Below are 15,915 nucleotides of genomic sequence, written 5' to 3'. Positions count from 1 at the left end.
CCGCCATGACCGACACGATGCGCGACAACCAGGCCCAGCCGGCCAGCACCGAGCAGACCAGCGAATTCGCCAGCCTGCTGATGCAGGAGTTCAAGCCCAAGACCGAGCGGGCCAAGGAAGCGGTGGAAAGCGCCGTGCGCACCCTCGCCGAACAGGCCCTGGCCCAGACCAACCTGGTGTCCGACGACGCCATCGGCTCGATCGAGCAGATCATCGCGGCCATCGACGCCAAGCTCACCGCTCAGGTCAACCAGATCATCCACCACGATGATTTCCAGAAGCTGGAAAGCGCCTGGCGCGGCCTGCACTACCTGGTCAACAACACCGAGAGCGACGAGCAGCTGAAAATCCGCGTGCTCAACGTCTCCAAGACCGACCTGCACAAGACCCTGAAGAAATTCAAGGGCACCGCCTGGGACCAGAGCCCGGTGTTCAAGAAGCTCTACGAGGAAGAGTACGGCCAGTTCGGCGGCGAGCCCTACGGCTGCCTGGTGGGCGACTACTACTTCGACCAGTCGCCGCCGGACGTCGAGCTGCTGGGCGAGCTGTCGAAAGTGTGCGCCTCGATGCACGCGCCGTTCATCGCCGCCGCCTCGCCGACCGTGATGGGCATGGGCTCCTGGCAGGAGCTGTCCAACCCGCGCGACCTGACCAAGATCTTCACCACCCCGGAATACGCCGGCTGGCGCTCGCTGCGCGAATCGGAAGACTCGCGCTACATCGGCCTGACCATGCCGCGCTTCCTGGCACGCCTGCCCTACGGCGCCAAGACCGATCCGGTGGAGGCGTTCGCCTTCGAGGAAGACACCGACGGCGCCGACAGCAGCAAGTACACCTGGGCCAACGCGGCCTATGCGATGGCGGTGAACATCAACCGCTCGTTCAAGCACTACGGCTGGTGCTCGCGCATCCGCGGCGTGGAGTCGGGCGGTGAAGTGCAAGGCCTGCCGGCGCACACCTTCCCCACCGACGACGGTGGCGTGGACATGAAGTGCCCCACCGAGATCGCCATTTCCGACCGCCGCGAGGCAGAGCTGGCGAAGAACGGCTTCATGCCGCTGCTGCACAAGAAGAACACCGACTTCGCCGCCTTCATCGGCGCCCAGTCGCTGCAGAAGCCGGCCGAGTACGACGACCCGGACGCCACCGCCAACGCCAACCTGGCCGCGCGCCTGCCGTACCTGTTCGCCACCTGCCGCTTCGCCCATTACCTGAAGTGCATCGTTCGCGACAAGATCGGCTCGTTCAAGGAAAAGGACGAGATGCAGCGCTGGCTGCAGGACTGGATCCTGAACTACGTCGACGGCGATCCGGCGCACTCCAGCGAGACCACCAAGGCCCAGCACCCGCTGGCCGCCGCCGAAGTGGTGGTGGAGGAAATCGAGGGCAACCCTGGCTACTACAACTCGCGCTTCTACCTGCGCCCGCACTATCAGCTCGAAGGGCTGACCGTGTCGCTGCGCCTGGTCTCGAAGCTGCCATCGGCCAAAGGGGCCTGATCGACGCTGAACCCTCATGGGGCGCCGTCGCCCGCCTGTCACCTGTGTGCGGCAGGTGACGCCGCGCTTCCAGGGCTGTACGACCTCACGACGAACGCCAACCGACGCGAAATACCGAGGACATCATGGCTGTAGACATTTTCATCAAGATCGGCGACATCAAGGGCGAGTCCGCAGACAAGGCCCACAAGGAAGAAATCGACGTGCTGAACTGGAGCTGGGGCATGTCCCAGTCCGGCAACATGCACATGGGCAGCGGCGGCGGTGCCGGCAAGGTCAACATCCAGGACCTGTCGATCACCAAGTACGTGGACAAGTCCAGCCCCAACCTGATGGCCCACTGCTCCAGCGGCAAGCACATCGACAAGGTCAAGCTGACCGTGCGCAAGGCCGGTGGCGAAAGCCAGGTCGAGTACCTGATCATCAACCTCGAGGAAGTGATCATCAGCTCGCTGAGCACTGGTGGCTCGGGCACCGATGACCGCCTGACCGAGAACGTCACCCTGAACTTCGCCAAGGTCACCGTGGACTACCAGCCACAGAAAGCCGACGGCACCAAGGACGGCGGCGCGATCAAGTACGGCTGGAACGTGCGTCAGAACGTCAAGATCTGATCGCAGGACCGGGCGCGATCGCGGGCGGGCTCCCCTTGCAGGAGCCTGTTCAGCCGTGATCGCCCCTCCCCACTCGCTCAAGGAAATCCCCGACCGTGGTCGCCGACATCGCCGCCCGAGACCGCCTGCAACCCTCGTTGCTCGATCGTCTGACCGACGATGATCCCGGCAACCCGCAGGAAGCCCCGGACAAGCGCGTGCTGTCCCTGCACCAGCTCAAGGCATCGGTACTGCGCGACCTGGCCTGGCTGCTGAACACCACCTCGCTGCTGGACAGCGATGACACCCTGAACACCCCGGCGGGCACCTCGGTGGTCAACTATGGCCTGCCGGCGCTGGCGGGCAACTGCGCCACCAACATCGACCTGCTGGCGCTCGAGCGCATCATCCACCAGGCGATCGCCACCTACGAGCCACGCATCCTCGCCCACACCCTGCGGGTACGGGCCCTGGCCGCACCGGCCGAGATGAACGCCAATGCCCTGAGCTTCGAGATCGAGGGCGATCTCTGGGCGCAGCCTGCCGCCCTGCCGCTGCTGTTGCAGACCGACCTGGACCTGGAGTCCGGCCAGGTGCGCGTCGGCCCTGCCGATCGTCGGAGACGCTCATGAACCCGCGCCTGCTGGAGCTGTACAACCAGGAACTGCGGCACATCCGCGAAAGCGCCGCCGAATTCGCCCGGGAATACCCGAAGATCGCCGGGCGCCTGACGCTGTCGGGCATCGAATGCGCCGACCCCTATGTCGAGCGCCTGCTCGAAGGCTTCGCCTACCTGACGGCGCGGGTGCAGTTCAAGCTCGACGCCGAGTACCCGACCTTCACCCACAACCTGCTGGAAATCGCCTACCCGCACTACCTGGCGCCGACCCCGTCGATGACCATCGTGCAGTTGCAGACCGACCCGGACGAAGGCTCGCTCAGCGCCGGTTTCCCGCTGCCGCGCGGCAGTGTGCTGCGCGCCAACCTGGGTCGCGATTCGCAGACGCCGTGTGAATTTCGCAGCACCCAGGACGTCACCCTGTGGCCGCTCGAAGTGGCCCGGGCCGAATACTTCGGCAACCCCGGCGCCGTGCTCGGCCGCCTCGCCGCGAGCGAGCCCAAGGCCCGTGCGGCGTTGCGCCTGACCTTGCGCAGCGGCGCCGAGATGCCCTTCTCCAGCCTGCCGCTGGAGCACCTGCCGCTGTACCTCAACGGCGCCGACGAGACGCCCTACCGGCTCTACGAACAACTGCTGGGCTGCGCCTGCGCGGTGTTCGTGCGCCAGCCCGGCGCCGACTGGGTCGAGCGCATCCCGCTGGAACAGGCCCTGCGCCCCTGTGGCTTCGACGACAGCGAGGCGGCCTTGCCTGTGGTGCCGCAAGCATTCCAGGGCTACCGCCTGCTGCAGGAATACTTCGCCCTGCCGCAGCGTTTCCTGTTTGTCGACTTCGCCGGCCTGGGCCGCGCGGTCCAGCGCTGCCAGGGTCAGGAACTGGAGCTGCTGGTGCTGTTCGAGCGCCTGGACCCGACCCTGGAGAGCAGCGTCAGCGCCGAACGCCTGGTGCCCTTCTGCACCCCGGCGATCAACCTGTTCCCACGTCGCGTCGACCGTATTCACCTGACCGACAAGGTCCACGAACACCATGTGATCGCCGACCGCACCCGGCCCACCGACTTCGAGATCCATTCGCTGCAAGCCGTCACCGGCCACGGCACCGGTGTGGACCAGAGCTTCCTGCCGTTCTATGCCGTGCGCGACCCCTCGCGCTACGGTCGTGACCAGGCCTACTACATCCTGCGCCGCGAGCAGCGCGTGCTGTCCAGCGAACAGCGGCGCAATGGCACCCGCTCCAGCTACATGGGCAGCGAGACCTTCATCAGCCTGGTCGATGGCCAGCAGGCACCGTACCGGCATGACCTGCGCCAGCTGGGCATCAGCGCCCTGTGCAGCAACCGCGACCTGCCGCTGTTCATGAGCGTGGGCGATGGCCGCAGCGATTTCAGCCTGGCCGACAGCGCCCCGGTCTCGGCCGTGCGCTGCCTGGCCGGCCCCAGCCGACCCAAGGCCAGCCACGCCCACGACAACCGCGCCTGGCGGCTGATCAGCCAGCTGTCGCTGAACTACCTGTCGCTCACCGAGCAGGGCCAGGGCGCCGCGGCCCTGCGCGAGCTGCTGCGCCTGTACGGCGACAGCCAGGACAGCGCCCTGCACCTGCAGATCGACGGGCTGCGCGAGGTCAACGCCAAGCCCTGCACCCGTCGCCTGCCGTTGCCGGGGCCGATCGTCTTCGGCCGCGGCCTGGAAATCACCCTGGAATTCGACGAGAACGCCTTCCGCGGCACCGGCGTGTTCCTGCTCGGGGCCGTGTTCGAGCGCTTCCTCAGCCGCTACGTGTCCATCAACAGCTTCACCGAAACCGTGCTGCGCACCCGCGAGCGCGGCGAGATCATGCGATGGAAAGCCCAGCCCGGACGCAGGCCGACCCTGTGAACATACTCGAGGCGATGCAGGCCGAGCCTTGGTCGTTCGACTTTTTCCAGGCGCTGCGGCGCCTGGAGGCCGAGCACCCCGAGCTGCCGCGCTTCGGCCACGCCCAGCGCCTGGCCGACGAGCCGGTACGCCTGGGCCAGCGCCTGGATTGCAGCTTCGCCCCCGCCACCCTGGCCTCGGTCAGCCAGGGCGAGGTCGGGCCGGCGCGCCTGGAGCAGTTCTTCTTCGGCCTGGGCGGCCCCAACGGCCCGCTGCCGCTGCACCTCACCGAATACCTGCGCGAGCGCCAGCGCAACCACGCCGACCACACCAGCAAGCGCTTCCTGGACATCTTCCATCATCGCCTGCTGACGCTGTTCTATCGCGCCTGGGCCGAGGCTCGGCCGACCGTCAGCCACGACCGTCCCGATGACGATTACTGGGCCGCGCGCCTGGCCGCCCTCAGCGGCCGTGGCCAGCCCGAGTTCCACCACCATGGCCCGCTGCCGCACACCGCCAAGCTGCACTACTCCGGCCATCTGGCAGCGCAGACACGCTACCCGGACGGGCTGTGCAGCATCCTGTCGAGCTACTTCGACGTGCCCGTGCGCATCGAGGAATATGTCGGCCAATGGCTGGAGCTGCCCGAGCGCAGCCGCCTGGGCGTGCAGGCCAACCGCCTGGGCGTGGACCTGTGCCTGGGCCGGCATGTGTGGGATCGCCAGCACAAGTTCCGCCTGTGCCTGGGCCCGTTGAGCCTGGCGCAGTACCACGCGCTGTTGCCGGGCGGGCAGGCCTTCATCGAGCTGGCCGCCTGGGTGGCCGAGTACCAGGGCCACGAGCTGGACTGGGACCTGAACCTCATCCTGGCCCGCGACCAGGTGCCTGCACTGCGCCTGGACGCCGGCCGGCGCCTGGGCTTCGACACCTGGCTCGGCCAACCGCCACAGGACGCCAACGACCTCAAGCTGGCCCGCTACTACGCCGAGCAATCGGCCGAACCCCCTCGCACAAGGAGTCAGGAACATGGGTGAAATCAGTCGCGCCGCGCTGTTCGGCAAACTCAACAGCGTCGCCTACAAGGCCATCGAAGCCGCCACGGTGTTCTGCAAGCTGCGTGGCAATCCCTATGTGGAACTGGTGCACTGGCTGCACCAGCTGCTGCAATTGCAGGACAGCGACCTGCACCGCATCGTGCGCCAGTTCAACGTCGAGCCGGCGCGCCTGGCGCGTGACCTGACCGATGCCCTGGACCGCCTGCCGCGCGGCTCCACCTCGATCACCGACCTGTCCTCGCAGGTCGAGGAAGCCGTGGAGCGTGGCTGGGTCTACGGCAGCCTGATGTTCGGCCAGAGCCAGGTGCGCACCGGCTTTCTGCTGGTGGGCATCCTCAAGACCCCGAGCCTGCGCAACGCGCTGCTGGGCTTGTCCGGCGAATTCGCCAAGCTCAAGGTCGAAGCCCTGAGCGAGCGCTTCGACGAGTACGTGGGCGACTCGCCGGAGAATGGCCTGGCCGCCAACGACGGCTTCGATGCCGGCGTGCCGGGCGAAGCCAGCGGCGCCGTGGCGCCGGCGGCGATGGGCAAGCAGGAGGCGCTCAAGCGCTTCACCGTCGACCTCACCGAGCAGGCGCGCAGCGGCAAGCTCGACCCCATCGTCGGGCGTGACGAAGAGATCCGCCAGCTGGTGGACATCCTCATGCGCCGCCGACAGAACAACCCGATCCTCACCGGCGAGGCCGGGGTGGGCAAGACCGCGGTGGTCGAAGGCTTCGCCCTGCGCATCGTCGCCGGCGACGTGCCGCCAGCGCTCAAGGACGTCGAACTGCGCAGCCTGGACGTCGGCCTGCTGCAAGCCGGCGCGAGCATGAAGGGCGAGTTCGAACAGCGCCTGCGCCAGGTCATCGAAGACGTCCAGGCCTCGCCCAAGCCGATCATCCTGTTCATCGACGAAGCCCACACCCTGGTGGGCGCCGGTGGCGCGGCCGGCACCGGCGACGCGGCCAACCTGCTCAAGCCGGCGCTGGCTCGCGGTAGCCTGCGCACCGTGGCCGCCACCACCTGGGCCGAGTACAAGAAGCACATCGAGAAGGACCCGGCGCTGACCCGGCGCTTCCAGGTGGTGCAGGTCGACGAACCGAGCGAGCCCAAGGCGCTGCTGATGATGCGCGGGGTGGCCTCGACCATGGAGAAACACCATCAGGTGCAGATCCTCGACGAGGCGCTGGAAGCGGCGGTCAAGCTGTCGCACCGCTACATTCCGGCGCGCCAGTTGCCCGACAAGTCGGTGAGCCTGCTGGACACCGCCTGCGCGCGCGTGGCCATCAGCCTGCATGCGGTGCCCGCCGAGGTGGACGACAGCCGCCGGCGCATCGAGGCGCTGGAGGTGGAGTTGCAGATCATCGCCCGCGAGGCGGCCATCGGCGTCGACACTGCGCAGCGCCAGGCCCAGGCCGACGGCCTGCTGGCCGAGGAACGCGAGCGGCTGCTGGGCCTGGAAGGCCGCTGGGCCGAGGAAAAGGCCCTGGTCGATGAACTGCTGGCCACCCGCGCCACCCTGCGCGAACAGGTGGGCGTGGTCGACCAGGACGTGGACACCCAGGCCAGCCATGCACTGCGCGCCACCCTGGTCGACCTGCAACGCCGCCTCAGCGCCCTGCAAGGCGAGAGCCCGCTGATCCTGCCCACCGTGGACTACCAGGCGGTGGCCTCGGTGGTCGCCGACTGGACCGGCATCCCGGTCGGGCGCATGGCGCGCAACGAGATCGAGACCGTGCTCAACCTCGACAGCCACCTGGCCAAGCGCATCATCGGCCAGGACCACGCGCTGAAGATGATCGCCAAGCGCATCCAGACCTCCCGTGCCGGGCTGGACAACCCCAACAAGCCGATCGGCGTGTTCATGCTCGCCGGCACCTCCGGCGTGGGCAAGACCGAGACCGCCCTGGCGCTGGCCGAGGCCATGTATGGCGGTGAGCAGAACCTGATCACCATCAACATGAGCGAATTCCAGGAAGCGCACACGGTGTCCACCCTCAAGGGTGCGCCGCCCGGCTATGTGGGCTACGGCGAAGGTGGCGTGCTGACCGAGGCCGTGCGCCGACGCCCGTACAGCGTGGTGTTGCTCGACGAGGTGGAGAAAGCCCACCCGGACGTTCACGAGATCTTCTTCCAGGTGTTCGACAAGGGGGTCATGGAAGACGGCGAAGGCCGCCAGATCGATTTTCGCAACACCCTGATCCTGCTCACCACCAACGCCGGCACCGAGCTGATCGCCGACATCTGCAAGGACCCGCAGACCCTGCCCGAGCCCGATGCCGTGGCCACCCTGCTGCGCAAGCCGCTGCTGGAAATCTTCCCACCCGCGCTGCTCGGCCGCCTGGTGACCATTCCCTACTACCCGCTCAGCGACGCCATGCTCCAGGCCATCACCCGCCTGCAACTGGAGCGCATCCGCAAGCGCGTGGAGGCCACCCACAAGGTCGGCTTCAGCTACGACGACGCGGTGGTGGCACTGATCGTCTCGCGCTGCACCGAAACCGAAAGCGGCGGGCGCATGATCGATACCATCCTGACCAATGGCCTGCTGCCGGACATGAGCCGCGAGTTCCTCACGCGCCTGCTCGAGGGCAAGCCACTGGCCAGTGTGCACATCAGCGCGCCTGACAACGACCTGCACTACGACTTCGGCGCGGCCCACTAGGGCCCGCGCCCACAGGATCCATCATGCTGTTCACGCAAACCACGCGCCTGGCGCAGATCAACAGCCCGCTGGGGCCGAACGTGCTGATCCTCGCCGAGATGGGCGGCAGCGAGGAACTGGGGCGGCTGTTCGACTACGAACTGCAACTGACCAGCGACGATCCGGCCATCGACCTGAACCAGTTGCTGGGCAAGCCCATGGGCCTGTCGCTGCAACTGAGCGGCATGGGCGCGCGGCATTTCCACGGCATCGTCGCGCGTTGCAGCCAGTCGGTCGACCGCGGCCAGTTCGCCAGCTATCGGGTGACCCTGCGGCCCTGGCTGTGGCTGCTGACACGCACCAGCGACTGCCGCATCTTCCAGCACCTGAGCGCGCCGCAGATCATCAAGCAGGTGTTCCGCGACCTAGGCTTCTCGGACTTCGAGGACGCCCTGAGCCGCAGCTATCGCGAGCGCGAATACTGCGTGCAATACCGCGAGACCAGCTTCGATTTCGTCAGCCGCTTGATGGAAGAAGAAGGCATCTACTACTACTTCCGCCACGAGCAGGAGCGTCACGTGCTGGTGCTGGCCGATGCCTACGGCGCGCACCAGAAGGCGCCCGGCTACGAGTCGGTGCCGTTCTATCCGCCCGATGGCCAGCACCGCGAACGCGACCACATCAACGACTGGCACCTGGCGCAGGAGGTACAGCCCGGCTCGCTGGAGCTCAACGACTACGACTTCCAGCGCCCTAGCGCGCGCATCGACGTGCGCTCGGCCATGCCACGCCCGCACCAGGCCGGCGACTACCCGCTGTACGACTACCCGGGCGCCTACGAGCAGACCCAGGATGGCGAGCACTACGCGCGCACGCGCCTGGAATCCTTGCAGAGCCTGCACGAGCGCGTCGAGCTGCGTGGCAACGCCCGTGGTCTGGGCAGTGGCCACCTGTTCAGCCTCAGCGGCTTCTCGCGCCAGGACCAGAACCGCGAATACCTGATCGTCGCCGCGCGCTACTACGTGGTCCAGGAGCGCCTGGAAACCGGTGGCGGCAGCGGCGCGGCGCAGTTCGAGAGCACCCTGAGCTGCATCGATGCGCAGCAGAGCTACCGCCCGGTGTGCAGCACCCTGCGCCCCCTGGTCAAGGGACCGCAGACCGCCGTGGTGGTCGGGCCGTCCGGCGAGGAAATCTGGACCGACCAGTATGGCCGGGTGAAGGTGCATTTCCACTGGGACCGCCACGACCAGTCCAACGAGAACAGCTCCTGCTGGATCCGCGTTTCCCAGGCCTGGGCCGGCAAGAACTGGGGCTCGATGCAGATCCCGCGCATCGGCCAGGAAGTGATCGTGAGCTTCCTCGAGGGCGACCCGGACCGGCCGATCATCACCGGACGGGTGTACAACGCCGAGCAGACCGTGCCCTACGACCTGCCCGGCAGTGCCACCCAGAGCGGCATGAAGAGCCGTTCGAGCAAAGGCGGCAGCCCGGCCAACTTCAACGAGATTCGCATGGAAGACAAGCGCGGGCAGGAGCAGCTGTACGTGCACGCCGAGCGCAACATGGACACGGTGGTGGAACAGAACGAGACGCTGTCGGTGGGTGCCAGCCGGGTGCAGACGGTGGCCATGATGGAAACCATCACCATCGGCATGGACCGAATCAGGGCGGTGCGCCGTGACGACATGCTGATGGTGGGCGCCAGCAAGACCGATAGCGTCAGCACCCGCTATCTGATCGAGGTGGGCGAAAACCTGCGCCTTGTGTGTGGCAAAAGCGTGATCGAGCTCAACGCCAGCGGCCAAATCAACATCAGTTGCGAGCAATTCAGTTTCCACGCGAGTAAAGACGGGGAAATCAACACAGATGGCACCCTGGATCTCAATGTCGGAAGCGGCGCCCAGACCTCACCGGACAAACAAGGTGTGAAGAAGGACATCGACGACGCGGTCAAAGCCCTCTTTCCGAACTCAGGCAAGTAACGAGACCTTTCATGAACTACCGCCTCAACGAATTCCGCCTGGCGCTGCCCAACACCGAGGTCCGCGACACCAGCATCAACATCCTGCGCTTCGAGGCGCTGGGCACCTCGCTGGTCATCAGCCGCAGCCTGCTAGAGGACGGAGAAACCCTGCACAGCAACTTCGACGGTCAGTTGCAGCGCCTGCAACAGCAGGTCAAGGACCTGCAATTCCAGCCAGCTCAGCCAGTGAAGGTGGGCGCTGCGCAGGACATCGAGGCCATCGAGCTGAGCAGCCAGTTCAGCAAGGGTCAGGAAAAGGTCTACCAGTACCAACTGGCGCTGGTGCTGCCGGGTACGCGCAAAATGTTCGCCCTGAGCTACGTCAAACCCTCGCCCTTGGGTGAGGCCGAGGCGTCGCACTGGGCCGCCATCAAGCAGTCGCTCGACTTCGACAACCTGGGCTGAACCGGCATGTCGGACGCATTCTGGGCCGCGCGCGAGGGCGACGCGCTGATGCACACCTCGATGATGGCCGACATCGTCGGGGGCGTGCTGGAAGTGGCGGCCAACGTGGCCATCGGGGCGCTGGCGACCGCTGCAGTGGCGGCAGCGCTGGGCATTACCGTCGCCACCGGAGGGCTTGGATGCTTCGTGCTGGGGGCCGTGGTGGGTCTGATAGTCGGGGTGGTCATGGCTAAGACTGGGGCCGACACAGGGCTGAGCCGATTATGCGAGGGCATCGGCAACGCCCTGTTTCCGCCGAGCGTACAAGCCGAGATTCTCACAGGATCGATCAATACCAGGACCAATGGCAAACGCGCCGCGCGCGCAGCCGGTATCGTCACCGGCCCTGCACAACCAATGGCAGCGGCCCCCGAGGCTGAGGCAGGCGCAGAGCAGGAAGAAACTTTCCTCGACATGGCCAAAGGCTTCTTCTCGCAGATATGGCGGCCGACCGTCGCCAGTCCGGCGGCCAATACGCAACAGGCCGAGGACGACAAGGTCCTCTGCAGCAAGCATCCGTCAATGCCACCCCAGTATCTGGCGGAAGGTTCGAGCAAGGTACTGATCAACGGTCATCCGGCCTGCCGCAGTGGCGACCGCAGCACTTGCGAAGCAGTTATCGTCGATGCGGGCTCGATTTCCGACAATGTGCGCATTGGCGGCGAACCTATCGTGGTTCGGGAAATCCGCAGCGGCAAGACCCCTGGAATCGGCCTGGCGATCACTGCCCTGTTGATGCTGCGCGGCCGCGGCGGCAAGTTCTACAGCCGCTTTGGCTGCATGCTGGTGGGCGGCGTGACTTCGTTGGTGACCAGCGAAGTGACCAGTGCCCTGACCCGCGCCATGGCGGGCTCACCCAACCCGGTACACGCACCGACCGGCGCCAAGATCCTGGCTGGCCCGATGGACATGGACTTTGCGCTGCCAACTCTGCTGCCCATCGACTGGCAACGCTATTACAACAGTCGGGACGAGCGTCGAGACGGATTGTTCGGTGCAAGTTGGAGCGTGCCTTACGAAGTCTCGGTGCGCATCCAAGCTGATCGCCTGCTCTATCAGGACGAGCAGGCACGGGTCATCGACATGGGGCAGATTGCGCTGGGCGATGCTGTGTTCAGCGCCGGAGAGGGCATAAGCGTGCGACGCGCCCAGAATGGTGAGCTACTGATCGAAGACATCAGCAGCGGCTTGTACCGCCTGTTCGAGCCGGCACCGGAGGACGCCAGCCTGCTGCGCCTGAGCACGCTAGGCGATCGTAACGACAACCGAATCTACCTCGATTACGACGATCAGGGCCGCCTGACACAGTTGCGCGACACCTTCGACCGCGTACGGATCTCGCTGCTTGCGCACGCGCGCTGGCCACGAAGGGTCGGACGCATTGAGCGTGTGCTAGAAGACGGCAGCATCCAGATCCTTGCCAGTTACGACTACGATAACTACGGCGACCTCAGCGAAGTGCGCAACTCGCTCGACCAGGTACAGCGCCGCTTCGCCTACGATCAGCAGCGACGCCTGACCCAGCACCTGACACCCGCCGGACTGCGTTGTTTCTACGAATGGGCGACGTACGAGGATGGCGACCGGGTCGTATGCCACTGGACCGACAAAGGTGAGCGCTATCACTTGCGCTACGACATTGCCGCCGGGCTCACTGAAGTGACGGATCACCTGAGTCGTACAAGCAGCCGCCAGTGGAACGCGCAGTACCAAGTACTGCGCTACACCGATACCCAGGGCAACTGCTGGACGTTCGAATGGAATGATGACCGCCAACTGCTCGGTGCCACAGATCCGCTAGGCGGTAGCTGGCAATTCTTCTATGACGAATCTGGCAATCTGGCTGAAACCGTTGATCCCTTGGGCCGCAGTGAATCGACCCTCTGGCTGGAACACTGGAGCCTGCCGCGCGAGGAACTCGACCGCGCAGGCAACCGCTGGCAATACCGCTACGATCAGCGGGGCAACTGCATCAGCCAGACCAATCCACTCGGACACGTCACCCACTATCACTATGACGAACACGGACAAGTCATCGCCCATGAGGACGCACTAGGGCACGTCCGTCAGCAGCGCTGGAATACATTGGGCCAGTTAGTGGAGCAGGTGGACTGCTCCGGATACCGCACGCGGTTGGAATATGACCCCTATGGCCACTTGATAAGCCTCATCAACGCCTGTGGCGACGTTAGCACCTATCGACACAATCTGCTGGGCCAGGTGATCGAGCATGTCGAACCGGACGGCCGTGTGCATCGCTACAGCTACAACAATGCAGGCCTGCTCTCGACCTACAGCGATCCGCTCGGGCACCAGACGCTGTATCGCTACGATGCGCACGGCCAGTTGGTCGAGCATCGCGATCCGATCGGGCGCCGCGTGTTGCTGGAGTACGACGATTTCGCCCGACCAGTGAGCCTGATCAACGAAAACGGTGAACGCTACCGCTTCGAATGGGACACGGGCGATCGCATGGTTCGTCAATACAACCTGGACGACAGTAGCCAGGGCTACCGTTACAACGCCCTCGGCGCGCTGCTGGAACTGGATTGGCAACCCACGCCCGGAAGTCAAGAAGCGCCAATTCGTCATCACTGCCTGCGTGACGCCGCAGGACGCCTAGTGGGCTACCACACCGACGATGGGTCCACCGACTACCGCTACGATGCGCTCGATCGACTACTGGCGATTACCTTCACCGATACGCTCGGCGAGATGCAGCAGGTGGCTTACGAGTACGACGCCGTGGGCCAACGCATCGCTGAGGTGTCCGACGGCGGCGCACTTCAGCATCGCTATGACCCACTGGGAAACCTGATTCAGACCCAGCTATCGGACGGTCGTACGATCAACCGCCTCTACTATGGGAGCGGGCACTTGCACCAGATCAATCTCGATGGTCTGGTGATCTGCGACTTCGAACGTGATCGGCTGCACCGCGAGACCAGCCGCAGCCAGGGCAGCGTCATCACCACGCTACAATATGACCGCTGCGGACGTCTTCGCGCCCGACTCAGGCGCGATGCACATATGGCAGGGCATGGCCCGGCGTCATGGCAACAACGCTTCGAATTCGATGACTTGGATAACCTGGCAGCGCGCTACTTCCAACGCCCGGGCAGGGATCAGCACATGTTTCAGGGTCATGATGCCAGCGGTCGAATCTTGGCCTGCCAATCGGACGTTGCCGGACAGATGGAGGTCTTTCATTACGACCCTGCCGGCAACCTGAGCGACACGCCAGGCGCACTGATCCGCCACAATCAGTTGCTCAGCTATCAGGACAAACGCTACAGGTACGACGGGTTCGGCCGCATGGTCGAGCGTCGCAGCCTTCAACACGGTTTGCAGGTCTGCCGCTACGATGCACAGGACCGGTTGCATGAGGTGCGTGGAGGGACACCCGGCCGCGAGCGTCGTGTGTGCATGCGCTACGATCCGCTGGGCCGGCGCGTGGGCAAGGACGAGTACGACGATCGGGGCCAATTGCTCGCCAGCACGGCCTTCGTCTGGGACGGGCTGCAATTGCTAGGCGAAACACGCAATGGACAGGCGACGCTGTACTTGTATGCGGACGGATACGAGCCCTTGGCCCGGATCGACGGCAGTGGTGAGCACCAGCGCGTGCGTTACTACCAGAACGATCTCAATGGCCAGCCCGTGGAACTGAGCAATGTCGATGGTCATACCCTATGGGAGTGCGATTACCGGGCGTGGGGCGCCACGTTGTCCGAGCGCAGCGACAGTCAGTTCGCGGAGCAGCAGAACCTGCGCTTTCAAGGTCAATATCTGGATCGCGAGACGGGCTTGCACTACAACCTGTTCCGCTACTTCGATCCACAGACGGGCCGCTTCACCCAGCCAGACCCAATAGGTCTGCAGGGCGGGATCAACCTTTATCGGTATGCGCCGAACCCCCTCACATGGATTGATCCGCACGGCCTGGACTGGAACTACATTCTCACAGACAGAGAAGGCAAGGCCTACTATCACGGACGAGCGTCAGACAACGCCACCCTCGAAGACGTGATGCGTCGACATGGCAAGACCACGGGAAGCGATGGCGCTCGCTTCAAATATGGTGATCAGATCAACCAGGTCACGCCGCATGGCACCCCTAAGGACGTGGTCAGGGGAATCGAAGATGCGGGGATCCGTGAGAACACGCTTTTGGGGCGCAAGAGCCCGGAAGTACGTGGTAACAAGATCAACGGCATCTCGGATGCCAAGGCCCTGACCGAGCGCGGTCAAGGGATGAGGGACTCAGCCAATACCTTCCTGCGAAAGGCAGGGGTTGAAAATGTCAGTGAGTTAGCGGTACTCGACAAGAAACCTGCTCCCAAGAAGCCTAATACGAGGACATGTGGAAAATGACCCAGAGCGAGCAACTGGCTGCTATCCGTCAGGCCTTGAAAGCCTACAGGAAGGGCGGCCCGATCGACCCGGTACTCAAGGACGCAGGTCTTGCACCAGATGCCAGGGATATTTCCCACGATGATGCCGTCCAATGGTTGCTCAAGGCACGTGCCGAGGCCGACAAGGCACATATTGTGCGGATGTTCCTGGAGGGCGTGGAAAACAACCGAGCCGAGCTGCGTGCGGCCCTCTCTGCCTTGGCCAGTGCCACGCACTTTCCCGATCATCCATTCACGGTGACCAACCAGTACAACTGTCAGGTATGCAGCGCATTCGATCCGCTGGAAGTAGACTTCGTCAAATTGAACAGAATCCGTTATCAGTGCGGCTCTGTACTCAGCGGGGACATCGCTCAAATTGCGTACTTCCTGCAACAGGCAGCAGCGACCGAAGCTTCGCCCCCCGCCACGCTACCGCTCTTGAGCAGCATCTTTCAGATGATCCGCGAATTACCTGACAATGCCAGGCCCAAGGACCTGCTCAAGTCGTTACGCAAGCTCAAAGGCGTGAAGATGACCGACGAAGAGGCACGCAGCTTCATTGAGTTGCTCGGACATTGCGGCATTCTGCAAACGCCTGAGCACCCAGGGCTGTTGCAGCGCTTCACCAATCAGGGCCTATCGCCCAGCAGCTCGCGCTCCTCGGACTGGAGCTATCCGGTGGACTTCTGGAGAGGCGAGTACGGCATGAACTCCAAGGCTATGACGTACTGGTTCGGCGAGTATCCCGAACTTTTGGCGCAGTAGCCACACACTAAAGCCCAGGGATTCCCCGATCAAGTCAGCACAG

At 64.6% G+C, this 15,915-nt stretch carries 10 protein-coding genes; all 10 read left to right on the top strand.

The features are described from left to right. Positions 1 to 5: 5 nt before the first annotated feature. Positions 6 to 1,499 (top strand): type VI secretion system contractile sheath large subunit, encoded by a 1,494-nt coding sequence (gene tssC, locus IAE34_RS18320; RefSeq protein ID WP_200140392.1) that lies wholly within the window; start codon positions 6 to 8, stop codon positions 1,497 to 1,499. Between the two features lie 125 nt (positions 1,500 to 1,624). After that, complete coding sequence (locus IAE34_RS18315; protein WP_200140391.1) at positions 1,625 to 2,113, top strand: Hcp family type VI secretion system effector; 489 nt, start codon at positions 1,625 to 1,627, stop codon at positions 2,111 to 2,113. A gap of 95 nt (positions 2,114 to 2,208) precedes the next feature. Continuing rightward, positions 2,209 to 2,724, top strand: coding sequence for a type VI secretion system baseplate subunit TssE (gene tssE, locus IAE34_RS18310; protein ID WP_200140390.1), 516 nt, complete (start codon positions 2,209 to 2,211; stop codon positions 2,722 to 2,724). Further along, a complete protein-coding gene (gene tssF / locus IAE34_RS18305) occupies positions 2,721 to 4,583 on the top strand; it encodes a type VI secretion system baseplate subunit TssF (protein WP_200140389.1) in 1,863 nt (620 codons plus the stop codon). The genes tssE and tssF overlap by 4 nt, the downstream gene beginning before the upstream one ends. Beyond that, the gene (gene tssG, locus IAE34_RS18300) at positions 4,547 to 5,596 is read left to right on the top strand and encodes a type VI secretion system baseplate subunit TssG (protein WP_200140388.1); all 1,050 of its coding nucleotides are present in this window, start codon (positions 4,547 to 4,549) and stop codon (positions 5,594 to 5,596) included. The genes tssF and tssG overlap by 37 nt, the downstream gene beginning before the upstream one ends. Then, positions 5,589 to 8,264, top strand: coding sequence for a type VI secretion system ATPase TssH (tssH, locus tag IAE34_RS18295; RefSeq protein WP_200140387.1), 2,676 nt, complete (start codon positions 5,589 to 5,591; stop codon positions 8,262 to 8,264). The genes tssG and tssH overlap by 8 nt, the downstream gene beginning before the upstream one ends. Before the next feature lie 23 nt (positions 8,265 to 8,287). Continuing rightward, positions 8,288 to 10,225 carry a type VI secretion system Vgr family protein gene (locus tag IAE34_RS18290; RefSeq protein ID WP_200140386.1) on the top strand — a complete coding sequence of 646 codons (1,938 nt, stop codon included), beginning with the start codon at positions 8,288 to 8,290 and terminating at the stop codon, positions 10,223 to 10,225. Positions 10,226 to 10,236: 11 nt separating this feature from the next. Next, entirely contained in the window at positions 10,237 to 10,671 is a 435-nt protein-coding gene (locus IAE34_RS18285) for a DcrB-related protein (protein ID WP_200140385.1), read from the top strand. 60 nt (positions 10,672 to 10,731) lie between these two features. Further along, positions 10,732 to 15,084, top strand: a complete 4,353-nt coding sequence (locus IAE34_RS18280) for an RHS repeat-associated core domain-containing protein (protein WP_325101000.1) — start codon at positions 10,732 to 10,734, stop codon at positions 15,082 to 15,084. Further along, on the top strand, positions 15,081 to 15,872 hold the full coding sequence (locus IAE34_RS18275; protein WP_200140383.1) for a hypothetical protein: 792 nt from the start codon (positions 15,081 to 15,083) through the stop codon (positions 15,870 to 15,872). The genes IAE34_RS18280 and IAE34_RS18275 overlap by 4 nt, the downstream gene beginning before the upstream one ends. Positions 15,873 to 15,915 lie beyond the last annotated feature (43 nt).

The sequence above is a fragment of the Pseudomonas sp. S30 genome, assembly GCF_016518545.1.
Lineage (GTDB): Bacteria > Pseudomonadota > Gammaproteobacteria > Pseudomonadales > Pseudomonadaceae > Aquipseudomonas.
Note: the sequence above shows the minus strand (reverse complement) of the source record. Positions and strands in the feature narration are given on the sequence as shown.